This window comes from Bradyrhizobium sp. 134 (assembly GCF_023074155.1).
In the GTDB taxonomy this organism is placed as follows: domain Bacteria; phylum Pseudomonadota; class Alphaproteobacteria; order Rhizobiales; family Xanthobacteraceae; genus Bradyrhizobium.
Genome location: NZ_JADPKX010000073.1, coordinates 339,094 through 363,370, shown reverse-complemented (window position 1 = coordinate 363,370; position 24,277 = coordinate 339,094). Strand labels below are relative to the sequence as shown.

The following is a 24,277-nucleotide window of genomic DNA, read 5'->3' as shown; positions in this document are numbered from 1 at the left end:
TCTCAAGAGAGCAAGAACGAAATCCCAAGACTATCGAAGTCCCCGCCACTTTCGGAGGCCTGCCCGTATCGGGTATGCTCCTTCGCCTCGCAACCTAAAAAAGAAAATAATGACCAGAGCCGATGCCATCGCCCGCGCCCGTGACGATTTCAAATCCGGCGCGTTCCTCGCTGAACTCGACCGTCGCGTCGCCTACCGGACCGAGAGCCAGAATCCGAACCGGAGCGTCGAGCTGCGCGCCTATCTGGAACAGGAGATGGTGCCCGCTTTCGCCGCGCTCGATTTCCAAAGCCGGATGATCGAATCTCCCAGCGGCAAGGCGCCGTTCCTGTTCGCAGAACACCACGAGAGCGAGACGGCGCCGACCGTGCTGATCTACGGCCATGGCGACGTCGTCGACGGCATGGAAGGCGAGTGGCGCGACGGCCGCGATCCCTGGCGCACCACGGTTTCGGGCACGCGTCTTTACGGTCGCGGCACGGCCGACAATAAGGGGCAGCACAGCATCAACATGGCCGCACTCCGCGCGGTGCGCGAGGCCCGCGGCGGCAAGCTCGGCTTCAACGCCAAGTTCATCGTCGAGATGGGCGAGGAGATCGGTTCGCCGGATCTCGGCAAGGTCTGCGATCTCAATCGCGATGCGCTCAAGGCCGATCTGTTCATGGCCTCCGACGGGCCGCGCCTGTCCGCCGACCGTCCCACCCTGTTCCTCGGCTGCCGCGGCGGCATCCGCATTCATCTCGATGTGAACCTTCGCGACGGCGGCCATCACTCCGGCAATTGGGGCGGTGTGCTCGCCAACCCCGCGACCATTCTGGTCAACGCGATCTCGACGCTGGTCGACGGCCACGGCCGCCTTCAGCTGGATGCGCTGAAGCCGCCGCGCCTCACCAACCAGATCCGCAGTTATCTTGCGGACGTGCAGGTGGTGCCGACCGAGGACGAGCCGGCGTTGGCCGAGGGCTGGGGCGAGGAGGGTCTTTCGGCGGCCGAGCGGCTCTACGCCTGGAACACGCTCGAAGTGCTGGCGATGTCGTCGGGCAATATCGAGAAGCCGGCCAACGCCATTCCCGGCCACGCCAATGCCGTGCTGCAACTGCGTTTCGTGGTCGGCACCAGGATCGATGGGCTGATCGAGGCGATCCGCGCGCATCTGGCGCAGAAGGGCTTTCCGATGGTCGAGGTGCGGGCGGCGCAGAGCTTTGCCGCCTCGCGCACGGATTTCGACAGCCCCTGGATCACATGGGCGGCGGATTCGGTTCGTCAGACCACCGGCAAGGTCCCGGCGGTACTGCCCAATTTCGGCGGCTCGTTGCCCAACGACGTGTTCTCCGAGATCCTGGGCCTGCCGACGATCTGGGTGCCGCACTCCTATCCCGGCTGCTCCCAGCATGCGCCCAATGAGCACATCCTGCTGCCATTGACCGAAGAGGCCTTGACGGTGATGGCCGGCCTGTTCTGGGATCTCGGGGAATTGCCAAGCCCGCTAACAAGCCCGCTAACGCGCCCGCCGGCCTGAGCCGTTAACCGGAGCCGCGATCCAGCCAAAAGTCACATTCTATTCCAATCCAATTTGTGCTTGCATCCCGCCGGCATCATCCTGAAAGGGGACCCAAAAGTGAAACATTTCCGTAGCATCGGCCTCGCGCTCGCCGCGACCTTCGCTGTCAGCCAGGCCGGGGCCGAGGAGCTGACCGGCACGCTGAAGAACATCAAGGACACCGGCGCCATTACGCTCGGCTTCCGCGACTCCTCGATCCCGTTCTCCTATCTCGATGACAACCAGAAGCCCATCGGGTTCGCGATGGACATCTGCTACAAGATCGTCGACGCCGTGAAGAAGGAGCTCAAGCTCGACAAGCTCGAGGTCAAGCTCAATCCGGTGACCTCGGCGACGCGTATTCCGCTGATGGCCAACGGCACCATCGACCTCGAATGCGGCTCGACCACCAACAATGCCGAGCGGCAGAAGCAGGTTGCCTTCACCAACACCCATTACCTGACCGCCAGCCGCTACGTCTTCAAGAAGTCGAGCGGCCTGAAGTCGATCGACGATCTCAAGGGCAAGACGGTGGTCTCGACCGCCGGCACCACCAACATCAAGCAGCTCACCGAAGCCAATGTTGCGAAAAGCCTCGGCGCCAACATCATCCCGGCCAAGGACCACGCCGAATCCTTCCTGATGGTCGAGACCGACCGCGCCGTCGCCTTCGTGATGGACGACATCCTGCTCGCGAGCCTCGTTGCCGGCTCGAAGTCGCCCGACGACTACGTCATCTCCAAGGACGCGTTCTCCAAGCCTGAGCCCTACGGCATCATGCTGCGCAAGGACGACGCGGCGTTCAAGAAGGTGGTCGATGCGGCGACCGCAGCGCTCTATACTTCCGGGGAAGGCCAGAAGATCTACGAGAAGTGGTTCACCCAGAAGATCCCGCCGAAGGGTCTGAACCTCAACACCCCGATCTCGGCCGAGCTGAAGAACGAGTTCGCCAAGCCGACCGACTCGCCGAACCCGGACGATTATAAGTAAGCTATAACCGCGATCTTTCGATCCGGATCGTGTCCGGCCATCTTGACTCCAAGGTGGCCGGACATTTGCATAGGCGCCAGGACATCCATGACTGGCGCGTTCGCGCGGGGGACACGTGAACTACCACTGGAACTGGGGAATTTTCTTCGAGCCGAACCCGATGGGGACCGGCACCTATCTCGACATGCTGTTGTCGGGCCTGGTGCTGACCCTCAAGACGGGTGCGCTCGCATGGATCATCGCGCTGATCATGGGCTCGATCGTCGGCGTGATGCGCACGCTGCCGTCGAAGGGAGCGTACTGGTTCGGCTTTGCCTATGTCGAATTCTTCCGCAACATGCCGCTGCTGGTGCAGCTCTTCCTGTGGTTCTTCGTGCTGCCGGAACTGCTGCCGAAATCTGCCGGCCTCTGGCTGAAGCAGCTGCCGAATGCGCCGTTCTGGACGGCGGCGATCGGCATCGGGTTCTTCATGTCGGCGCGCGTCGCCGTGCAGTTGCAGGCCGGCATCGGATCGCTCCCACGCGGCCAGAAAATGGCGGCGACCGCGCTCGGCCTGACGACCTTGCAGGCTTATCGCTACATCTTGCTGCCGATGGCTTTTCGCATCATCCTGCCGCCGCTGACGTCCGAGTTCCTCAACACCATCAAGAACACGGCTGTGGCCATCACCATCGGCTTGCTTGAGTTGACCGGACAGGCGCGCTCGATGCAGGAATTCTCGTTCCAGGTGTTCGAGGCCTTCACCGCCGCGACCCTTCTCTATCTCCTCGTCAACGCCGTCGTCGTGACCGCAATGCGCTTCCTCGAGCGCTACGTCGCGATCCCCGGCTACATCACGGGGAAATAGCACCATGTTCAGCAATTTCGATTTCGACGTCATCCGCCGCACGCTGCCTTATCTGTTCTACGAGGGCATGACGTTCACGCTGATGCTCACGGGACTTGCGGCGCTCGGCGGCCTGATCTTCGGCACGGCAATCGCGCTGATGCGGCTGTCTGGCTTCAAGATCCTGGGCCGCATCGCCGGGGTCTATGTCGACTTCATGCGCTCGCTGCCGCTGGTGCTGGTGATCTTCTGGTTCTACTTCCTGGTGCCCTATATCGGGCAGTGGGTGACCGGCGCGTCGCGCCCGATCAGTGTCGGCGCGTTCGCGTCCTCGCTCATCACCTTCATCTTGTTCGAGGCCGCGTACTTCTCCGAGATCATGCGTGCCGGCATCCAGTCGATCTCGCGCGGTCAGCCGGCCGCAGCCAACGCGCTTGGCCTGACCTACGCCCAGACCATGCGCTACGTCGTGCTGCCGCAGGCCTTCCGTAACATGCTGCCGGTCCTGATCACGCAGACCATCGTGCTGTTCCAGGACACCTCGCTGGTTTACGTGCTGTCGATCACCGATTTCCTCGGTGCCGCGAGCAAGGTCGCGCAGCGCGACGGCCGTCTGGTCGAAATGTATCTGTTCGCAGCGATCGTCTACTTCACCATTTCCTGTGTTGCGTCCTTCGGCGTTCGCCGCCTGCAGGCGCGCATCGCCATCATTCGATAGAGTTTGTCATGATCGAGATCAGCCACGTCGACAAATGGTACAGCCCGAGCTTCCAGGTGCTGACCGACTGCACCACCAGCGTCACCAAGGGCGAGGTGGTCGTGGTCTGCGGTCCCTCGGGATCAGGCAAGTCGACGCTGATCAAATGCGTTAACGCGCTGGAGCCATTCCAGAAAGGCGACATCAGCGTCGATGGTACCAAGGTCAACGATCCCAAGACCAATCTGCCCAAGCTGCGCTCGCGTGTCGGCATGGTGTTTCAGCATTTCGAGCTGTTTCCGCATCTGAAGATCATCGACAATCTCTGTCTCGCACAGCAGAAGGTGCTCGACCGGTCGCGCGACAAGGCGATGGCAAAAGGCATGCAGTTGCTGGAGCGCGTCGGCCTGAAGGAGCAGGCGCAAAAGTATCCCGCGAACCTGTCCGGTGGCCAGCAGCAGCGAGTGGCGATCGCTCGCGCGCTCGCAATGGATCCCATTGTCATGCTGTTCGACGAGCCGACCTCGGCGCTCGACCCCGAAATGGTGAGCGAGGTGCTCGACGTCATGGTGGACCTCGCCCATGAGGGCATGACCATGATGGTCGTCACCCACGAGATGGGCTTTGCCCGCAAGGTTGCCAACCGCGTGATCTTCATGGACCGCGGCGAGATCGTCGAGGACGCCCCGAAGGACGATTTCTTCGGCAAGCCCCGCAGCGACCGCGCGCAGAAGTTCTTGTCGAAGATCCTATCGCATTAATTCTCGCGTTATTCCGGGATGCGCCGAAGGCGGGTTTCAGGGCGTCGCCAAATCCGGTATAACCGCACCAAATCTCTCTTCCCGCCAGGAGACCTGCCTTGGATCCGATCGCCTATGTCAACGGCTCATTCGTCCCGCTCTCGGACGCCAAAATTTCGGTGCTCGATCGCGGCTTCCTGTTTGCCGACGGCATCTACGAGGTCTCGGCCGTGCTCGACGGCAAGCTGATCGACAATGCCTCGCATCTGACGCGGCTGGAGCGCTCGGTCGGCGAGATCCAGCTGAAGCTGCCCGAGACGGTCGAGCGCATCACCGAGCTCCAGAAGGAGCTGATCGCGCGCAACAATGTCGAGAACGGGCTCGTCTATCTTCAGGTCACCCGCGGCGCCGACAAGGGCCGCGACTTCGCCTTCCCCAAGGGCGACGTCAAGTCGAGCCTGGTGATGTTCACGTCGGAGAAGGACATCATCAACGCCGCCTCGGCCAAGACCGGCATCAACGTGATCACCGTGCCCGACATCCGCTGGGAGCGGCGCGACATCAAGAGCGTGGCACTGCTCGCGCAAGTGCTGGCAAAGCAGGCCGCGGCCGAAGCCGGTGCGGGCGAGGCCTGGATGCTGGAAGACGGCTACGTCACCGAAGGCGGCTCGTCTTCGGCGTTCATCCTGACCCAGGACGACGTCATCGTGACCCGAAAGAACTCCAACGCGATCCTGCCGGGCTGCACCCGCAAGGCGGTGGTGGCGCTGGCGGAAGAGCGTCAGCTCCGCGTCGAGGAGCGTTCCTTCACGGTCGCCGAGGCGCTCGCCGCCAAGGAAGCCTTTGCCACCTCGGCGTCGCTGTTCGTCCAGCCGGTGGTTGCGATCGACGGCAAGAAGGTCGGCGACGGCAAGCCCGGCCCGCTTGCCGCGCGGCTGCGCGAGATCTACGTGGAGTTCGCCAAGGCGACGGCGATTTAAGCGGCGCACTCGGTGTCATCGCCCGCGAAGGCGGGCGATCCAGTACGCCGCGCGGGCGGTGATTAATCTCGCTGTCTCTGGAATACTGGATGCCCGCCTGCGCGGGGCATGACAGCCAAGAACATCTTACGCCACCGACGCCTTCACCTTCACCGGATGAACCGCACGGAACGCGATCGCGATCCTGTTCCAGGCATTGATGGCGCCGATCAGCATGGTCAGGTTCACCGTCTCCGCGTCGGAGAATTGCGCGCGGACCTGCTCGTAGACGTCATCGGGCGCGTGGGTCTCGGAAATCAGCGTCACCGATTCGGTCCAGGCCAGCGCGGCGCGCTCGCGGTCAGTGTAGAGCGGGGATTCGCGCCAGGCGTTGAGCAGATAGATGCGTTGCTCGGTCTCGCCGCGCTTGCGGGCGTCCTCGGTATGCATGTTGATGCAGAAGGCACAGCCGTTGATCTGCGACGCGCGGATCTTGACGAGCTCGATCAGCGATTTCTCGAGGCCGGTCGACTGGATCTGCTCTTCCAGCGCCATCAGCGCCTTCATCGTGTCGGGTGCGGCCTGGTAGAAATTCATGCGGGGTTTCATGGTCGTTCTCCTTGCTTGCTGGGGTGATGTCAGTGGGCGCCGCCGGCCGAGGCGGGGCCGGCCTTCTTCAGGAAGAGGGTGGCGATCAGCGCGACGATCAGTGCCACGCCGAGCAGATAGAAGGTGTCGCTGAAGGCGAGGATATAGGCCTGCTTCTGCACGATATGGCCGATCGCAACATAGGCGCGATGCAACGCGTCCGCCCGGTCGAGAATGCCGTGATTGACGAAGTATTGGGTGAGCTGTTCCAGCCGTGTCCGCGTCGTCTGCTCGAACAGCGAGACCGACTGCATCAGCACGTTGGAGTGATACTGCTCGCGCTTGGTCAGCAGGGTCTGCAACAACGCGATACCGACGGCGCCGCCGAGATTGCGCATCATGTTGAACAGGCCGGAGGCCGAGCCCGCGTTCTCCGGTTCAATGCCTGAGGTCGCCACCGCAGACAGTGGCGCCATCACCAGCGCCTGGCCGATCGCACGAACCACATTGGGCCAGAGCAATTGATCGGCGGCATAGTTGCCGGTCATGTAGATGTTCATGAAGTTGGAAGCCGCGAACAGGACGAAGCCGACGCCGATGATGAGCCGCGCATCGAGCTTCTGCATCAGCCGCGGCACCAGCGGGATCAGCAGGAGCTGCGGCAGGCCCGTCCATGCCAGCACCATGCCGATCTGCTCGGCATTGTAGCCTTGGATGCGGGCCAGATATTGCGGCAGGATGAACACCGAGCCGTAGAGCGCGATTCCCAGCAGGAAGTTCGCGAGCATGCCGAAGCCGAAATTGCGGCGGACCAGCAGGCGCAGGTTGAGGAGCGGCTTCTTCACAGTGAGCTCGATGATCAGGAAGGCGATCAGCGCCACGATCGCGATAACGGACAGCTTGACGATGAAGGGCGAGCCGAACCAGTCGTCCTTGTTGCCTTCCTCGAGCACGGTCTGCAGCGCCGACAGTCCGATCGCCATGGCGATGATGCCGGCCCAGTCGCCGTCGCGCAGCAGCCCAAGCTTCATGGGCTTTGCATCGAGCGCGTACCAGAGCATGCCGAGCATGATCCCGCCCGGGACGACATTGACGTAGAAGATGTACTGCCAGCCAAAATTTTCGGTGAGATAGCCGCCGATGGTCGGGCCGATCGCGGGCGCGAACGTCGCCGACAGCGCGAACAGCGCAAGGCCGACCGGCTGCTTTCCGCGCGGCAGCAATGTGATGATGAGCGTGAACGCCATCGGAATCAGCACGCCGCCGGTAAAACCTTGCACTGCCCGCAGCACGATCATCTGCGGCAGGTCCTGCGCCAGCGCACAGGCGGCCGACAGGATCAGGAACAGGACCGCGTTGGTGAGCAGATAAATGCGGATCGAGAACACCTGCGCCAGCCAGCCCGAGAGCGGGATGACCACGATCTCCGCGATCAGATAAGAGGTCGAGATCCAGCCGCCATCGTCGATGCCGGCGCCGATCGCGCCCTGGATGTCGGCGAGCGAGGCATTGACGATCTGGATGTTCAGCACCGCCATGAAGGCGCCGAGTGTCGCGCCGATCACGGCAATCCAGGTCTTGGTGGAAACCACCGGCGTGGCGGCCGCGGCCGGAGCAGGAAAGCTGGCGGCGGAAGCGGCGTTCAGGGCGGGTTGGAGCGTGCTCATGAAGGGCCTCGTCTCGGGTACGGAGACAGGATGCATCAGGCGGATGGCTTCGATCATGGGGAAGCGTGGGAAGGATCATCCGGCAGGACTTGATATTGCTGCCGGAGTGGGCCTTTAGCCTCCGTTGGGTCGCGTCGCATTGTCGGCGAGGCGCTTGGCCGTCTCGCGCTCGGCCATGACGGCCTGTTTGGTGTCGATAGTGGGCGCCGCGGACATGCCGGGGCGCAGCAGCCCGGTCAAGCTGTGGTCGTCGAGCACGATCTTCACCGGCACCCGTTGCACGATCTTGGTGAAATTGCCGGTGGCGTTGTCGGGCGGCAGCAGTGCGAATTCAAGGCCGCTCGCCGGCGAAAGGCTGTCGACATGGCCGCGCAGGGTCTGATTGCGAAAACTGTCGACGTGCAGCTCGACTGGTTGGCCGGCGCGGACATGAGTGAGCTGCGTCTCCTTGAAATTCGCCACGACATAGACTGCATCGAGCGGCACCACCGCCATCAATTGCGTGCCGGCTTGCACGAACTGTCCCACGCGCAGTGAGCGGGCGCCGACCGTGCCGTCGACCGGCGCCGTAATCTCGGTGTAGGAGAGATTCAGGGTTGCCTGCTCCGCGACCGCGCGCGCGTGCTCGAGCTGGGCTATGGCCTGCGCGCGCTGGGTGGTGAGCACGTCGATCTTGCGTTGCGCGGCCACAAGGCCCGACCTGGCATGTTGCAGTTGCGCGTTGCTGGCGCGCAACGCGGCGTCAGTCTGTTGTGCGCGCTGAATCGTGCCGGATCCCGACTTCATCAAATCGTCGTAGCGGGCGCGCTCCTCCTGCGCAAATTTCAGATTCGCGTCGGCAGCAGCGACATCGGCCGTGCTCTGCTCGATGATCGGCTGCTGGAGTTCGAGCTGGGCGTCGAGGTTGCGCACCGACGCTTCCGCCGCAGCGACATCGGCGCGGGCCTGGTCGAGCGCCGCCTTGAAGTCACGGTCGTCGATCTTCGCCAGCAGCTGGCCCGCTTTGACCTTTTCGTTGTCGCTGACCAGCACCTTGGCGATGTAGCCCGAGACTTTTGGCGCGACGATCGTGGAGTCGGCCTTCACATAGGCGTCGTCGGTTGTCTCGAGATAACGGCCGTTGACCCAGTAGTCGTGTCCGTAATGGACAATCGCTGCTGTGCCCGCGAGGAACGCGAGCGCCAACGCCGCCCGCCGGACCATATTCCGGGTCGGACCACGCACCGGCACCGGCGGTGAAGCTTGCAGTACCTCAGTCGCTTGCTGGAAGTTTTCGGTGCGGGGCATCTCGGACATGGCAGTCTCCTGTCGGGTGGCTGAGACTATCGGTCTTCTTCGCGCGATCGATAATCAGCGAAATACCGGAAGGATTATCCGCTGAGAGTGGATAGTCCGGGAATCCCGCCTTCGCGTATGGTCTACCGAGCCGGAGGTGCGACTGCCCCAGAGCGATTGCCGCCTCTGTCGCAGGATTGCGGCTAACCCATCCGCCATCCGCGCGCGAGCTAATCTGATGGATAATCGGACAGAATTCCTTGCGATTATCGACCAAGAGCGGATAATCAGTCGGTATGGACCGATTGACGAGCCTCGAAGTCTTTAGCCGGGTGGTCGAGACCGGCGGCTTCTCTGCAGCAGCCCGCAAGCTCAACATGTCGACCACGATGGTGAGCAATCACGTTCAGGCGCTGGAAGACCGGCTCGGGGTGAGGCTGCTTCAGCGCACCACGCGTAAGGTCAATCTCACCGAGATCGGCAAGGCTTACTACGACCGCTGCATCCAGATCCTCGCCGATATCGAACAGGCCGACGATATCGCGAGCGAATTGCAGTCGGTGCCGCGCGGGACGCTGCGGATCCACGTCGCCACGCACATGGTGCCGTTCGTCGCGCCCGTGGTGGCGAAGCTGCTGTCGGCCTATCCAGAGCTCAAGATCGATCTGCGCATGGGCGAAGCCGACATCGATCTCATCGAAGAAGGCTACGACGTTGCCCTGCGCATGACCGCGCCGCCGGATTCGAGCCTGATCGTCCGCAGCCTTGCCACCTGGCGTCACGTGCTGTGCTGCTCGCACGATTATCTCGACAAGCACGGTCGCGTGCAGAAGCTCGATGAGCTCACGGCGCACAATTGCGGGCGCCATTTGAACTATCCCTTCGGCGACGATTGGCGCTTTTTCGATCGCAAGGGCGCGCCGGCATCGGCACGGATTTCCGGCAGCTTCATCACCAACAGCGGTGAGGCCTTGCGGAAGGTGGCGCTGGAAGGCGCTGCCGTCTGCCTGATGGCCGGCTTTCTCGTTCGAGACGATCTCGAAGCCGGTCGGCTCGTTCGACTGCTGCCCGAGTACCGGCCGGTCGAGATGTCGATGAACGCCGTCTATCCGCACCGGCATCATCTGTCGGCGAAGGTCAGGACCTTCATCGACATGCTCGTGCATCACAGCGCCGAGCAGCAGAAGCTGATCAATCCGTATTCATGAGTGGCGCGGCGGCGGCAATCGCTCGAACACGGCGTCGAGTGCCATGCCGATCGCAAGCAGGCTGCGATCGCTGCCCGCGGGGCCGTCCAATTCAAGCCCGATCGGCAGTTTGCTCCGGGCGCCGAGCGCGATCGGAATCTGGATGCCGGGAATGCCGGCATTGCTGCCGGGATCGGTGTTCTGGATGAACAGGGCGAAATTCTCCAGGCTGCTGGAATCGGGATTGGAGGCAATGGCGATACGCGGCGTGGTCGGGAAGGCGATGGCATCGAGCCGGTTGTCCGTAAAGGTCCTGCCGTAGAGCGCCTGCAGGGCGGGTCGCGCGGACCTGATGGCCGCGTCATAGATCGGCTCGGCATCGACCAGCGTATTGTCTGGACCTGGCAGCTTGCGCGGGATCACGAGGCCGTCATAGGTGCCCTTGACGTCGGGGCTCGCGATCTCCCGCGCCAGTGCGTCAATGGTGATGCCGGTGGCGCTATGCGCCAGATAGGCCACCATGTCGTCATAGGCCTCGTACAGCGCGACGGGAAAGCCGACCTGGCCGTTGAGTTCGGCCAGATGCGGCATCTCGATCTCAACGATCGTGACGCCCTGCGTCTTCATTTTCGTGAGGGCTGCCTGGAATGCGGCGTCGGTGTCGGCGTCGAGATTGCTCAGCATCGTCTTTACGATGCCGATCCGCACCAGCGTCAGATCGGCCGGCGCGATGGCATCGCCGCCTGCAATGACGCGGTCGAGCAGCGCGACATCCGCCGCGGTCGCTGCCATCGGACCCGCGGTGTCGCGGGTGTGCGAGATCGGCGCGATGCCAGCTTGCGGATAGCGTCCGACCGTCGGGCGGAGCGAGGCACATCCATTCAGCGCGGCGGGAACCCTGACCGATCCGCCAGTGTCGGTGCCGAGCCCGCCCGCGACGATCCGTGCGCCGATCGCGGCGCCCGTTCCGGAGGAGGAGCCGCCGGCAATCAGGGCGCGGTCATAGGCGTTGCGCACGCCGAACTCCGCGCCGGTCTTGAATGCGGTGTTGTAGCCGGAGATGCCGAAGGCGAGCTCGTGCATGCTGGTCTTGCCGATGATGACCGCGCCCGCCGTACGCAGCTTTGCGACCACCGGCGCGTCGGCCCTCGGAACGTAATTTTTCAGCGCTGGCGTTCCCGCGCTGCAGGGGAGTCCCGCGACCTCGATATTGTCCTTGATCACGATGGGAACGCCGCCGAGCGGCTTGTCCTTGTTGTCCTTGTTGTCGTTCGCGTCGAATGCGGCCGCAGCTTTCAGGGCGCCGGCCTCGTCCAGGGTGACGAAGGCATTCAGATCGGCATTGGCCGTGGCGCGGGCGAGAGCTTCCGTCGTGAGTGCGGTGCTCGTGATTTTTCCGGCGCGGAGGTCGGCCACAGCCTGGGTCAGGGTCAACTGGTCGAAATCCATGAGGCGTCACCCCGTTGCAGGAGCGCCATCAGGGCGCGCCTCGGCTCCAGAGGCTGAAGCTTCGTCGGCGCCCCGTCAACCGTAGACGCGCATCTTTGCAGGTGATGGGGCGTCGAGCTCGGCGAACAGCCGCTCGACCTCGGCCTTCACCTTCCCGATCGCGGCGTCCTTAACCGGCCCGTAGCCCCGGATATCCATCGGCGCTTTTGCAATGGCGACCAGACTTGGCAGATGCGCCGCCTCGAGCCCGCCGAGCAGCCGTTTGATGATGCCGTCGTACCAAGTGATCAGTTCCCGCTCGGCGCGCCGTTCCGCCGTGTAGCCGAACGGGTCGAACGGCGTCCCGCGCAATCCCTTCAATCGCACCAGCATGGCAAGCGGTATCTGGACCCACTGCCCGAAGGCGCGCTTGCGCGGACGTCCGCGGGCGTCGCGCCTCGACGGCAGGAACGGCGGGGCGAGGTGATATTGGATGCTGAATTCGCCTTCGAACTCGCCTTTCAATTCGTCGAGGAAACCACTCTGCATGTGCAGCCGTGCCACCTCGTATTCGTCCTTGTAGGCCATCAACTTGAACAGCGCGCGCACGACCGCTTCGGTCAATGCTCCGCTATTCAGTTTGGCTTCGGCCTTGCGAACGTTTGCAACGAGTGCTCGATAGCGCGTTGCATACGCATCGTTCTGATAGGCCGTGAGGAAGTCGGCGCGGCGGTCGATCAGCTGGTCGAGCGTCTCTGCCTTGGGCGCGTCGTCCATCTTCGGCAAGAAGTTGGGATCGGCCGCTGCAATCCGGCCCCAGGCGAAAGCCTGCTTGTTGCGTTCTACCGCGACGCCGTTGAGCTCGATCGCGCGCAACAGCGCCGACAGCGAGACCGGCAGCAGCCCGTGCTGCCAGGCAAAGCCCAGCATGACGATGTTGGCATAGACGGCGTCGCCGAGCAGGCGCTCGGCCAGCGCGTTGGCGTTGATGGTGTCGAGATTGCCGTCGCCGATCACCTGGCCGATCGCGCGCAGGCGGGCAGGTGAGGCGAGATCTGCGTCGCGGAAGCGGACGACGTCGCCGGTCGGCATCTCCGCGGTGTTGACCGCGGCGCGCGTGCCTTTCCGATAGGTGCCGGATGCCTTTGGCGAGGAGCTGACGACGAGGTCGCAGCCGATCAGCGCATCGGCCGCGCCCTGGTCGATGCGGACCTGATGCAACGCGTCGGGGGATGCAGCCAATCGGATGTAGCTCAGCACCGGCCCGAATTTCTGCGCAAAGCCGGTAAAATCCAGCACCGAGACGCCGTTTCGTTCGAGATGCGCCGCCATGCCGATCAGCGCGCCGACCGTGATCACGCCGGTGCCACCGACGCCGGTGACGAGCAGATCATAAGGACGGTCGAGCGGTGCGGGCGCGGGCAGCGGAAGCGTGGCCGCGTGGCCGACCGGGTTGATCCGGCTCGCGCCCTTCTTCCGGCGCGTCGCGCCCTCGACGGTGACGAAGCTCGGGCAGAACCCGTTGAGGCAGGAGAAGTCCTTGTTGCAGGATGAGAGATTGATCCGGCGCTTCCGGCCGAACGGCGTCTCCTTGGGCTCCACGCTGAGGCAGTTGGATTCGACCGAGCAGTCGCCGCAGCCCTCGCAGACGAGATCGTTGATATAGGCGAAGCGTTTGGGATCGGCCATCTGGCCACGCTTGCGGCGACGCCGTTTCTCCGTCGCGCAGGTCTGCTGATAGATCAGCACCGAGACGCCTGAGATTTCGCGCAGCTCGCGCTGCACATTGTCCATCTCTTCGCGCGGATGGATGGACACGCCGAACGGCAAGTCGCTGGGCGAAAATTGCGCTGGATCGTCCGACACCAGCGCGATGCGCGCAACGCCCTCGGCGCGGACGCTGAGCGCGATGGCGTAGACGCTGATCGGGCCGTCGACGGGTTGGCCGCCGGTCATCGCGACGGCATCGTTGAACAGGATCTTGTAGGTGATGTTGGCTTTGGCCGCGATCGCCTGCCGGATCGCCATCGAGCCCGAATGATAATAGGTGCCTTCGCCGAGATTCTGGAAAACGTGCTTGTTGCCGGTGAAGCGTGACGAGGCGGCCCAGTTCACGCCTTCGCCGCCCATCTGGATCAGGGACGATGTCTCGCGGTCCATCCAGCTCGCCATGAAATGGCAGCCGATGCCAGCTAGCGCCTTCGATCCCTCGGGCACCTTTGTCGATGTATTGTGCGGGCATCCCGAGCAGAAATAGGGCGTGCGCGTCGCACCAGAGACGTTGATCGTGCGCGCGGCCTCCGGCAGCAGCGCGGCTGCACGCGCGGCGAGATTGAGGCCCGGAAACATCGGATCGAGCCGTCGCGCCAGCACGGACGCCAGCGCTCGCGGCGACAATTCGCCGATCCAGGAGATCAGCCGCGCGCCGGTTTCGTCGTGCTTTCCGACCATGCGCTCGGGTTTTTCGCCCGGATAATCGTAAAAATATTCCTTGAACTGGCTTTCGATGATGCCGCGCTTCTCCTCGACCACGAGGATCTCGCGCTTGCCCTTCACGAACGCCATCGCGTCATGCAGCGCCAGCGGCCAGACCATTCCGACCTTGTAGATGTCGATGCCGATGCTGCGGCAGGCTGCTTCCTCGAGACCCATCAGCCGCAGCGCTTCCATCAGATCGAGATGCGCCTTGCCCGTGGTGACGATGCCGTAGGTGGCGCCCGGGATGTCGTAGATGTGACGATCGATCGGATTGGCCTTGGCGAAGGCGTAGACCGCATGCTTCTTCGCCTCCAGCCGCTCCTCGATCTGTGGGCCGGGTAGATCGGGCCAGCGATAGTGCAAGCCGCCGGGCGGCGGCGTGAAGTCCGGCGCGTGGAAGGTGCGCGGCGGGCGCAGCGCAACGGACGCGCCGGATTCGACGATCTCAGAGATCGCCTTGAAGCCGACCCACATGCCGGTGAAGCGGCTCAGGGCGTAGCCATATTCACCGAATTCGAGATATTCGCTGACGCTTGCGGGGTGGAGCGTCGGCATGAACCAGCTCATGAAGGCCACGTCGGACTGGTGCGGCATCGAGGACGAGACGCAGCCATGGTCGTCGCCGGCGACCACCAGCACGCCGCCATGCGGCGAGGAGCCGTAGGCGTTGCCGTGTTTCAGCGCATCGCCGGAGCGATCAACGCCGGGGCCTTTGCCGTACCAGAGCCCGAACACACCATCGACCGCGCGGTCGGCTTGTGTCTCGACCTGTTGCGAGCCGAGCACGGCGGTTGCGGCAAGGTCTTCGTTCACTGCCGGGAGGAATTCGATGTGGTCCCGCTTCAGTCGTTCCTGGATGCGCCACAGTTCGAGGTCGATGCCGCCGAGCGGCGAACCGCGATAGCCCGAAATGAAGCCCGCCGTGTTCAGCCCCGCGGCACGGTCGCGCCGCACCTGATCGAGCGCAATGCGGACGATGGCCTGCGTGCCTGTAAGGAAGACGCGGCCCACTTCGCGATCGTAGCGGTCGGAAAGCTCGTAGGCGTCGAGTGACGAAATGGCGTCCATGCGGACCTCCCGCGGCATCCTTGCCATGGGAGAAGGGTAGGCCTGGGCGACTGGTAGGTCCTACCTATTTTCCCGAATAGAACCTCCCTTGTGGTAGAATTATCCGATATAGCCTACAGAACGGTAGATTAATCCATTTTGGTGCTTTCCATGATCGAAGACCAAGACGCGCGGATTCTCGCCTATCTCCAGAAGGACGGCCGCGCCACCAACCAGCAACTCGCCGACGCGGTCGGCATGTCGACCTCGGCCTGCTGGCGCCGGGTGCGCGCGTTGGAGGAGAGCGGTGCCATCCAGGGCTATGCGGCGCTGGTGGCGCGCGAGCAGGCCGGCTTTGCGATGTCCGCGATCCTCCACGTCTCGTTGGAACGGCACGACGCAAAATTCGTCGACGAGTTCGTCGCGCGGGTGACCACGCGGCGTGAGGTGTTGGAGTGCTTTGCGACCACGGGCGATGCCGATTACCATTTGCGCGTCGTCGTGCAGGACATGGCGGCCTACAACAGATTCCTCGACGACTTCATGTTCCGCATTCCCGGCATTCGCTATGTGAGAAGCAACGTGGTTCTGAAAGAGATCAAGACGGGTGTGGCCCTGCCGTTTTGAGGGCAGCGCTTCGTCGTCCCGGCGAAGGCCGGGACCCATAACCACGAATGCCAATTGCCTTGCCGTAACGACGAGTCCTAATCAAAAACATCTGCTGCGGCGCATGGTTCCCGGCCTTCGCCGGGACGACACTGTTGGTGCAACGTGGGCTACCGCTCCTCCCGCACGAACCTGTTCCGCAACGTGCCGATGCCGGTGATGTCGATCTCCACGACGTCGCCGTGCTTGATATCAGGCGAGGCTCCGTCCGTGCCCATCCAGATCACGTCGCCGGGCCATAACGTAAAGTATTTGGTCAACTCGACCAGGAACGGCACCACGCCAAAGATCATGTCGTTGGTGTGGAAGCGGTTGGTCTCCTTGCCGTTGACCCGGACGATCGTTTCCATCTTGTCGAGGTCGGCTTCGGTCTCGATCCACGGGCCCATCGGCTTGAACGTGTCGGCGTTCTTCGAGCGCCACAGGCTGCGGTCGGCCTTCTGCCAGCTGCGCTCGCTGACGTCGTTGCCGATGGTGTAGCCGAACACGCAATCCATGGCATTCTGATTGGTGAGATGCTTGACCTTTCTGCCGATGACGACGACGAGTTCGCCTTCGTAGTGGATCTTGTCCGTAGCAAAGGACGGAATCACCACGTCCTCGTCATGCGCAATCAGCGCGTTTTGCGCGCGATAGCCGATCTCGGGGCGGTCGGGGACAGCAGGCACTTCGCCGCGCTTGTCGGCGGCTTCCTTCAGATGCTTGAGGTAATTCAAGCCGACGCAGTAGAAGGTGCGCGGAATCAGCGGCAGGTCGATTCTGACCTGCGACAGCGGATGCGTGCGCGAGGTGCGTTGCCATTCGCCGAAGGGATCGCCCTCGATCGCGATGACCTGGTCACCCTCGGCGATTCCCCAGGACGTCTTGTCCGCGGCGGTGAATTTCAGCCAGCGCATGCCGTGTCTCCGTTGTTATTCCGCGGCATCGCGCGGCTGCACTTTCCAGTCGCCGGCAGCCGGCCGCTTGAGCCCGAGATTTTCACGCAGCGTCTTGCCGCGATATTCCTTCTGGAACAATCCGCGCCGCTGCAATTCCGGTACGATATGTTGCACGAAATCGGCATAGGAGCCGGGCACATAGGTCGCGGCGATGACGAACCCGTCGCAGCCGCGTTCGACGAACATTTCTTCGAGCTTGTCCGCGATCTCCTTGGGGCCGCCAACCATCGCATCCTGGACCTGACCGCGGCCGGAGAAGGTGACGAAGTCGCGCGCGCTCGGATTGCTCTTGCCGGAGTTCTTGAGCACGCCGTCGCGGATGCCCAGAATGCCCTGCATGCTCTTCAATTCTTCCGTCGTCAGCGGCTCGTCGAGATCCTTGGAGGCGAAATCGTAGTTGAGCGCTTCGGCCAGCAGCGACAGCGCGTCGATCTGCAGCGGCAGCTTGTTGATCAGCGCCATCTTGTCTTCGGCCTCGGCTTTGGTCGCGGCGCAAACCGGTGTCGTCAGGTTGCAGAGAAATATCGCCTCCGGATCGCGGCCGGCTTTCGCGGCCTCGTTACGCACCGACGCATAGCCTTCCTTGGCGGCGGCGAGATTGCGTGCAGCGGTGAAGATAACCTCGCCCCACCGTCCTGCAAAGCGCTGGCCGCGGCCGGACGCGCCGGCCTGGATGATCACGGGATGGCCCTGATCAGAGCGCGGCACCGTGAAGGGACCGCGCGACTTGTAGAATGGGCCCTTGTGATCGAGCCGCTTCACCTTGGCTGGATCGGCGAAGCGGCCGCTCTTTTTGTCCATGATGAGCGCGCCGTCTTCCCAGGTATCCCAGTGGCCGAGCACGATCTCCATGAATTCGTCGGCGCGGTCGTAGCGGGAATCATGTTCGGGATGAGAGTCCCGCCCCATGTTGTGTGCCTCGCCGTCATTGAGCGAGGTGACGACGTTCCACCCGGCGCGTCCGCCCGACATCAGGTCGAGCGTTGCGAAGCGGCGGGCGATGTCGAAGGGCTCGAAATACGTGGTCGAGCCGGTCGCCCCCAACCCGAGCTTCTCTGTAACCATGCCCATCGTGGTCAGCACGATCAGCGGATCCATCTTCACGCAGCGGATGCCGTATTCGACGGTGTGGGCGTGATCGTTGCCGTAGCGGTCCGGCATCGCCAGCCGGTCGTCGAAGAAGGCCATGTGGAACTTGCCGGCTTCGAGGATTTTGGCGATCTCCTGATAATAGTCCGCCGACATCGAATCGTCGCGCGAGTCCGGATGACGCCACGAGCTCGGCAAATTCGTGCAGTTCTGGGCTTGAAGGAAGCCGACCAGTACCATCTGCCGCGTCATGCTGCTGTTCTCCGAATTGCGTCAGGCCGAAATCCGTCAGGCCAGGTCGAGGACCGTATCGAGCCTGTACTCGCGCGCCAGCGCGCGCAGCTTTTCCCAGGTGGCATCCTCGATCTCGATGCCGTCGCGCAGGCGCTGCTGCTCGCGCACGCCCTCGATCTCGCCGGGATAGAACACGCCCTTGCTGCCCTCGGAGGGCGGGGTCGATTTGAGATAGTGCGCGAACTCGGCGACCTCGCGCTTGAAGTCGTGCAGCGGGCGAAACGCGGCGACGTTGAACACGGCCATGAAGCAGCCGTCATTGTGCCGGCCCGTGGGCTCTACGCCGAAACCGAGGCCGGTGAGCAGGCCGCACAGGACCTCGACCATGGCGGCGAGGCCGCTGCCCTTGTAGCCCTCGGTGCCGCCGAGCGGCAGTAGCGCGCCGCCCTTGCGATACTGGGTTGGATCGGTAGTGTGCCGTCCTTCGGCATCGATGATCCACCCCGGCGGGATCTCCTCGCCGCGGGCGACCGCGAGCTGGATCTTGCCGGCCGCGACCGCAGAGGTCGCCATGTCCAGGTAGAAAGGCGCATCGAGATCGGACGGCACCGCGATCGAGATCGGATTGGTGCCGAGCCGTGCCTCCTTGCCGCCGAACGGCGCCACATGCTTCGGCGAACGGCCGGAATCCGCCGTTGCAATCCCGATCATCCCTTCGCGCATCGCCATCAGCGGATAGGCGGCGAGGCGGCCGACATGGCTTTGCCGGAACACGGTGCAGGCGGCGACATTCGCCGTCTTCGCTTTCTCGATCGTCAACGCCATCGCCTTGGCGTTGACGTGGAAGCCAAACCCCCACTGACCGTCGATTACGGTCGTCGTCGGCGATTCCTGCACGATGGTCCATTTGGCGCCGGGCACGATGTGGCCGGCGTTGATCCGGTCGACATAGGTGGGAATGGCGATCACGCCGTGGGAGTCGTGGCCGGCGAGATTGGCGTTGACGCAGCCGCTTGCGACCGCGTCGGCCTCTTCCTCGGAAGCCCCGGCGGCACGAAGCAGCGCGGCGCTGATGCGCGTGAGGCGGTCGGCCTTGACGACGGGCATCGCGTTTCCTCGGTCATCGCCCTTGGTGGGCGGTTGCTGAGAGCCATCGTCTCAAAGCACGGCTGCGATATCAATCTCCCGTAAACCAATACAGGGCTGCAAATTCGTAGAGAGCACGTGCCTTTGGTCGAAGATTCGTCCCGTGCGGCGGCATTTTCGACAGTTTCGCGCCGGTTGTTCGCAGCTCGTTCACTTTGATCGAGGGTTTGCGGCGCGCAATAACGACCACTTAGGCGATCGCCGGTCATAACGTCACCCGGGAAAAAAAGGCAGAAATGCCCGGGGAGTTGAGATCGTGCCGACGACACTCGCGCGCACCTTTGCGGCGTTGAGCGCCATAAACGAAGCGATCCTCTACGCGACATCGCAGGACGAGCTGTACCAGAAGGTCTGCGACGCCGGGTTTTCGAGCGGGGACTTCATGGCGGTCGCCGTGTTCCTGGTGGATCCAGACGGCCGTCGGCTGCGCTTTGCCGCCGGTCGCGGCGACGACGTCGCACGGCTGAGCGCAATCGAGATCACCACGGAAGCCGGAAGTGCCGAGGGCTCGGGCGTCAGCGGGGAGGCCTTCCGCAGCCGGAAGCTCTGCATCAGTAACGATTTTCTGAACGACCCGCGCTCGCTCGCGTGGCGCGAGGGCGCGGTCAAGGCGCATGTCGGCGCCGCGGCGGCGTTGCCGCTTCTGTGCCGCGGCAAGAGCGTCGGCGTGCTGCTCGTGACCCGCAGCGAGGCCGGTTCGCTAAGCGATCAGATGGTGTCGTTGTTCGAGCGCATGTCGGCCAACATTTCCTATGCGCTGGACAATTTCGCGCGCGAGACTGCACGGCAGGCCGGCGAGCGGGCGATGCGCCGGCTCAACCGCATGTACGGAGCGATCAGCGCAACCAACGAAGCCATCCTGCGCGCCAAGACCGAGCAAGAGCTGTATCAGCTCGTGTGCGACGCCTCCGTGCACAGCGGCGAATCGCTGGCGACCATCGTGTTGCTGCGCGAGCAGGATTCTCACTGGATGAAGCCGGTCGCCTCCACCGGGCAGAACCTCGAGCTGGTCACCCAGGCACGCTATTCGATCGATCCGGAAAATCCCTACGGCAAGGGCATATCCGGCGAAGTGTTCCGGACGCAGAAGCCAATCGTCGAAGACGATCTCGCTCGCCGCACCAGGGGCACTCCGTGGGAGCACGCCAACGTCAACACCGGCGTCGTCGCCTGCGTGGTCGCGCCGCTGATCAGGCACGGTGAAAGTGTCGGCGTGCTCTTGTTCTTCATCAGCCGATCCTGGGCCACGGACGAGGAGATCGTTGCGCTGCTCCTGCGCATGGCTGAGAACGTCTCGTTCGCGCTCGAGAATTTTGCACGCGAGGCCGAAAAAGCCAGGATCGCCAGGGAAGAAGAGCGCCTGGCACGCATGTATGCGGCGCTCAGCGCCACCAACGAGGCGATCTTGCGTGCGCGGTCGCGCTCCGAGCTGTTCGACCTCGTCTGCGAGGCGACGGCGAAGGGAGCCAAGTTCACTTCGGTCACCATTGCGCTCGCCGATCATCACGCCGAACTGCTGCGTGTCGTCTCCTGCTACGGACCGAACGCGGATCAGGTTCGCAACTTCACGTTCTCTACCTCGGACGAGGTGGCCGAAGGCCGCGGGCTGACCGGCACCTCGTTCCGCACGCGCCAGCCCGCCGTCAGCAACGATGTGCTCGCCGACGACCGCATTGCGCCGTGGCAGGCCAGCGCCCGCCGTAACGGGATCGCGTCCTCCGCGGCGTTGCCGCTCTTCAACGGTGACCAGGTCGAAGGCGTGTTCCTGTTCAACTCTCCGGAGCGCGACACCTTCACGGGCGAATTCATCGAGCTGCTGCGCAAGCTCCAGGCCAATGTCGCCTTCGCGCTGGAGAATTTCGACCGGGCCGACGAGAAGGCCAAGGCCGACAAGCAGCGTAACGGGTTGAGCGGCATGTTCGAGGCACTGAGCGCCACGAACGAAGCCATCATGCGCGCCAAGACTCGCGAGGAGCTATTCGAGGTTGCGTGTCAGGCGGCCGTGCTCGGCGGCGTCTTCGCGTCAGCGACCATCGGAATCCTGGACGAAAAAAGTGAGCTGGTTCGCGTCGTCGCGGTCAAGGGGCGGCTCCAGGAGCGAATGGTTGGACGTACCTGCGACGTCTCTCCAGATCATCCGGAGGGGCAGGGAATCATCGGCACGTCGTTGCGTACGCGACGGCCCAGTGTGATCAACGACTATCTCCACGACCCGCGATCGGCGCACTGGCATTACAAGGCAACCGAAGACGGAACGCGAGCCGCTGCCAGCTTCCCGCTGCTGCGCGCAGGTCAGGAGCCGATCGGCATTCTGCTTTTCCTCGCGCCGGAAGAGAATACGTTCACACCGGATATGGTCGAGCTGCTCGGGCGTCTGGCCGAGAACGTTTCGTTCGCACTCGATAATTTCGATCGCGCCGGGGAAAAGGCCCGCACCGAGGCGCAGAGGGAGCGCTTGGCTCGTATGTTCGCGGCGCTGAGCGCGACCAACGAGGCCATCATGCGGGCCAAGTCGCGCGCCGAACTGTTCGACCTCGTCTGTCTCGCCGCGTCGAACGGCGCCAAGTTTACCTCGACGACCATTGCGCTGGCGAGGGGCGACAGCGACCAGCTAGAGATCGTGGCGAGCGCCGGACCGTCGTCTGACACCACGCGCAATGTCCGCTTGTCAATCGACCCGGAGCGGCCCGAAGGGCGCGGAATGAGCGGCACGGCGTTCCGCACCCGCCAGCCCTGCATCAGCAACGACTATCTCAACGACGACCGCGTCCGCGTCTTCCACGCCATCGTCCGCAGCGACGGCGCACGGTCGGGCGCGGCGTTTCCGCTCGTCGCGCACGATCAGGCCGTCGGCGTCATGATCTACATGTCGACCGAACCGGGCACCTTCACGGCCGAGTTCGTCGAGTTGTTGCAGCGCCTCGCCGACAACGTCTCCTTCGCGATGGAAAATTTCGATCGCGCAGACGAGAAGAACGAGGCGGACGAGCGGATCGAGTACCTCGCCTCTCACGACAGCCTAACCGACCTGCCGAACCGCGAGACGTTCAACGGGCTGCTGCGCGAGGCGATCGACGCGGCGCAGCGCCACGATCACCGCTTCGCGGTGCTTTTCATCGACCTCGACCGCTTCAAGGTCATCAACGATTCCCTGGGTCACGAGGCCGGCGACCTGCTCCTGCTCGAAGTGGCGAATCGGCTGCGCGGTGCGCTGCGGGCAAGCGACGTGGTGGCGCGGCTCGGCGGCGACGAGTTCGTGGTGATCCTCGACCAGTGCGGCGAGATCGACGACGTCCAGCGTATCGCGACCGAGCTGCTGACGGCACTCGCCGAGCCCATGGAGCTGGCCGGGCACGAGTGCCATACCACGGCATCGATCGGCATCGCGATGTATCCGGCCAACGGCGCCGACGTGCAGACGCTGACGAAGAACGCCGATATGGCGATGTATCTCGCCAAGGAGGACGGCAAGAACGGCTATCGCTTCTTCTCCAAGGAAGTGAACACGCAGTCGATCGAGCGGCTGTCGCTGGAGAGCGCGCTGCGCCGGGCGCTGGAGCGGAATCAGTTCACTTTGAACTACCAGCCCAAGGTGGACATGGAGACCGGCCAGATCACGGGCGTGGAAGCCCTGCTGCGCTGGACGCACCCCGATCTCGGCAGCATCTCGCCGGCGCAGTTCATTCCGCTTGCGGAAGAGACCGGATTGATCGTGCCGATCGGCCGGTGGGTGGTGAAGGAGGCCTGCGCGCAGGCCATGGCCTGGCAGCGCCTCGGCCTGTTGCCGGTGTCGATGGCGGTCAACCTGTCACCGCGGCAGTTTGTCGACGAGCATTTGTTGCAGGACGTCGACGAGGCGCTGGCCGCCAGTGGCATGTCGCCCGTGCTGCTCCAGTTGGAGGTCACTGAGAGCATGATGATGCGCAACGTCGGGCGCGCGCTCAAGGTGCTCGACGCCATCCAGAGCCGCGGCATTCGCCTGGCGATCGACGATTTCGGCACCGGCTATTCGTCGATGTCGCTGATGAAGCATTTCCCGATCGACACCATCAAGATCGACCGCTCCTTCGTGCGCGACTTGCCGCAGGATGCGGAGGATCAGGCGATCGCGCAGGCGATCATCAGCATGGGCAAGGCGCTCGGCATGACCGTGGTGGCGGAAGGCGTCGAGAACGCCGAGCAGGAGGCGTTCCTGCGCGCCCATGGCTGCGACGAGATGCAGGGCTTCCTGATCTCCAAGCCCGTTCCGGCGCGGCAGATGGCCGAGCTGCTGCGGCCGATGGAGCTGCCCGGCGCGCCGCCGCTCCAGCCGGAGCGGGACCATGCCGCCACCGCGGCCGCGGCGCTACGGTTGAAAAGCGCTGTCGTCTGATGGCTGTGGGTGCAGCTCGCGGACGTCCTCGTCCCTGATCTCCGCCTTGCGTGGAAAATCATCCGGCCACGGAAGTGAGGTTTGTTCGGCGAAGAGCGTGATAAGGACATGCGCGCCTTCGGCAACGCTCGAGCCGTCGCCAAGGCCGAGCTCACGACACCACACCTGTCGCATCGGCTCGTGCGTATCGAGCACCGCCATCGCCGGACCCCACCACCAGGCCGGCGCCGGCGATCGTTCGGCCTCCGGCACGGCATGCCAGAGGACGAGCTCGTCCATCATGCGCTCGAATTGCAGGCTTGCGGCCTGATGCATTCGTTCCGTGCTCCCTTGGGTCGCGCCTGAAAGCAGGCCGATGCGCGGACTCGATCGTGGCCTTCGCTTTGAAAAGCTGGCTCGCACTATTGGCT

The 24,277-nt window shown here is 63.7% G+C and carries 18 protein-coding genes; 9 read left to right on the top strand and 9 right to left on the bottom strand.

Annotated features, from left to right (window positions below):
• Positions 1 to 109 precede the first annotated feature (109 nt).
• From IVA75_RS29685 to IVA75_RS29660, 6 genes are all read left to right on the top strand, one after another.
• On the top strand, positions 110 to 1,519 hold the full coding sequence (locus IVA75_RS29685; protein WP_247284677.1) for a M20 family metallopeptidase: 1,410 nt from the start codon (positions 110 to 112) through the stop codon (positions 1,517 to 1,519).
• 99 nt (positions 1,520 to 1,618) lie between these two features.
• A complete protein-coding gene (locus IVA75_RS29680) occupies positions 1,619 to 2,530 on the top strand; it encodes an amino acid ABC transporter substrate-binding protein (RefSeq protein WP_027565488.1) in 912 nt (303 codons plus the stop codon).
• Between the two features lie 115 nt (positions 2,531 to 2,645).
• The gene (locus IVA75_RS29675) at positions 2,646 to 3,377 is read left to right on the top strand and encodes an amino acid ABC transporter permease (RefSeq protein ID WP_027565487.1); all 732 of its coding nucleotides are present in this window, start codon (positions 2,646 to 2,648) and stop codon (positions 3,375 to 3,377) included.
• A gap of 4 nt (positions 3,378 to 3,381) precedes the next feature.
• Positions 3,382 to 4,074, top strand: coding sequence for an ABC transporter permease subunit (locus IVA75_RS29670; protein ID WP_027565486.1), 693 nt, complete (start codon positions 3,382 to 3,384; stop codon positions 4,072 to 4,074).
• An 8-nt stretch (positions 4,075 to 4,082) separates the two neighbouring features.
• A complete protein-coding gene (locus IVA75_RS29665) occupies positions 4,083 to 4,814 on the top strand; it encodes an amino acid ABC transporter ATP-binding protein (protein WP_007597027.1) in 732 nt (243 codons plus the stop codon).
• Positions 4,815 to 4,912: 98 nt separating this feature from the next.
• A complete protein-coding gene (locus tag IVA75_RS29660; protein ID WP_247284676.1) occupies positions 4,913 to 5,773 on the top strand; it encodes a D-amino-acid transaminase in 861 nt (286 codons plus the stop codon).
• Between the two features lie 126 nt (positions 5,774 to 5,899).
• On the opposite strand, the gene IVA75_RS29655 is transcribed toward IVA75_RS29660, so the two are convergent.
• The 3 genes from IVA75_RS29655 to IVA75_RS29645 form a co-directional block, all read right to left on the bottom strand.
• Positions 5,900 to 6,361 (bottom strand): carboxymuconolactone decarboxylase family protein, encoded by a 462-nt coding sequence (locus IVA75_RS29655; protein ID WP_007615070.1) that lies wholly within the window; start codon positions 6,359 to 6,361, stop codon positions 5,900 to 5,902.
• Between the two features lie 29 nt (positions 6,362 to 6,390).
• Complete coding sequence (locus tag IVA75_RS29650) at positions 6,391 to 8,007, bottom strand: MDR family MFS transporter (RefSeq protein WP_247284675.1); 1,617 nt, start codon at positions 8,005 to 8,007, stop codon at positions 6,391 to 6,393.
• Positions 8,008 to 8,121: 114 nt separating this feature from the next.
• Complete coding sequence (locus IVA75_RS29645) at positions 8,122 to 9,303, bottom strand: HlyD family secretion protein (protein ID WP_247284674.1); 1,182 nt, start codon at positions 9,301 to 9,303, stop codon at positions 8,122 to 8,124.
• A 275-nt stretch (positions 9,304 to 9,578) separates the two neighbouring features.
• Between IVA75_RS29645 and IVA75_RS29640 the strand changes: the two genes are divergently transcribed.
• Positions 9,579 to 10,490 (top strand): LysR family transcriptional regulator, encoded by a 912-nt coding sequence (locus IVA75_RS29640; RefSeq protein WP_247284673.1) that lies wholly within the window; start codon positions 9,579 to 9,581, stop codon positions 10,488 to 10,490.
• Here IVA75_RS29640 and iaaH read toward each other — a convergent pair.
• A complete protein-coding gene (iaaH, locus tag IVA75_RS29635) occupies positions 10,485 to 11,918 on the bottom strand; it encodes an indoleacetamide hydrolase (protein WP_247284672.1) in 1,434 nt (477 codons plus the stop codon). The genes IVA75_RS29640 and iaaH overlap by 6 nt on opposite strands.
• Positions 11,919 to 11,993: 75 nt before the next feature.
• Positions 11,994 to 15,443 (bottom strand): indolepyruvate ferredoxin oxidoreductase family protein, encoded by a 3,450-nt coding sequence (locus tag IVA75_RS29630; protein ID WP_247284671.1) that lies wholly within the window; start codon positions 15,441 to 15,443, stop codon positions 11,994 to 11,996.
• Positions 15,444 to 15,593: 150 nt separating this feature from the next.
• On the opposite strand from IVA75_RS29630, the gene IVA75_RS29625 reads away from it, so the two are divergent.
• Positions 15,594 to 16,049, top strand: coding sequence for an Lrp/AsnC family transcriptional regulator (locus tag IVA75_RS29625; RefSeq protein ID WP_211396773.1), 456 nt, complete (start codon positions 15,594 to 15,596; stop codon positions 16,047 to 16,049).
• A 149-nt stretch (positions 16,050 to 16,198) separates the two neighbouring features.
• Here IVA75_RS29625 and IVA75_RS29620 read toward each other — a convergent pair whose 3' ends face one another.
• The 3 genes from IVA75_RS29620 to IVA75_RS29610 are packed head-to-tail and all read right to left on the bottom strand — an operon-like array spanning position 16,199 to position 19,456.
• A complete protein-coding gene (locus IVA75_RS29620; RefSeq protein ID WP_247284670.1) occupies positions 16,199 to 16,984 on the bottom strand; it encodes a fumarylacetoacetate hydrolase family protein in 786 nt (261 codons plus the stop codon).
• Between the two features lie 15 nt (positions 16,985 to 16,999).
• The gene (locus tag IVA75_RS29615) at positions 17,000 to 18,367 is read right to left on the bottom strand and encodes an LLM class flavin-dependent oxidoreductase (protein WP_247284669.1); all 1,368 of its coding nucleotides are present in this window, start codon (positions 18,365 to 18,367) and stop codon (positions 17,000 to 17,002) included.
• A 36-nt stretch (positions 18,368 to 18,403) separates the two neighbouring features.
• On the bottom strand, positions 18,404 to 19,456 hold the full coding sequence (locus IVA75_RS29610; protein ID WP_247284668.1) for an Ldh family oxidoreductase: 1,053 nt from the start codon (positions 19,454 to 19,456) through the stop codon (positions 18,404 to 18,406).
• 295 nt (positions 19,457 to 19,751) lie between these two features.
• Here IVA75_RS29610 and IVA75_RS29605 point away from each other — a divergent pair, with 295 nt between their 5' ends.
• Positions 19,752 to 23,867, top strand: coding sequence for a GAF domain-containing protein (locus IVA75_RS29605; protein WP_247284667.1), 4,116 nt, complete (start codon positions 19,752 to 19,754; stop codon positions 23,865 to 23,867).
• Here the strand turns inward: IVA75_RS29605 and IVA75_RS29600 are convergent.
• Positions 23,841 to 24,182 (bottom strand): hypothetical protein, encoded by a 342-nt coding sequence (locus tag IVA75_RS29600; RefSeq protein WP_247284666.1) that lies wholly within the window; start codon positions 24,180 to 24,182, stop codon positions 23,841 to 23,843. The two genes, IVA75_RS29605 and IVA75_RS29600, sit on opposite strands and share 27 nt — an antisense overlap.
• Positions 24,183 to 24,277: the final 95 nt, after the last annotated feature.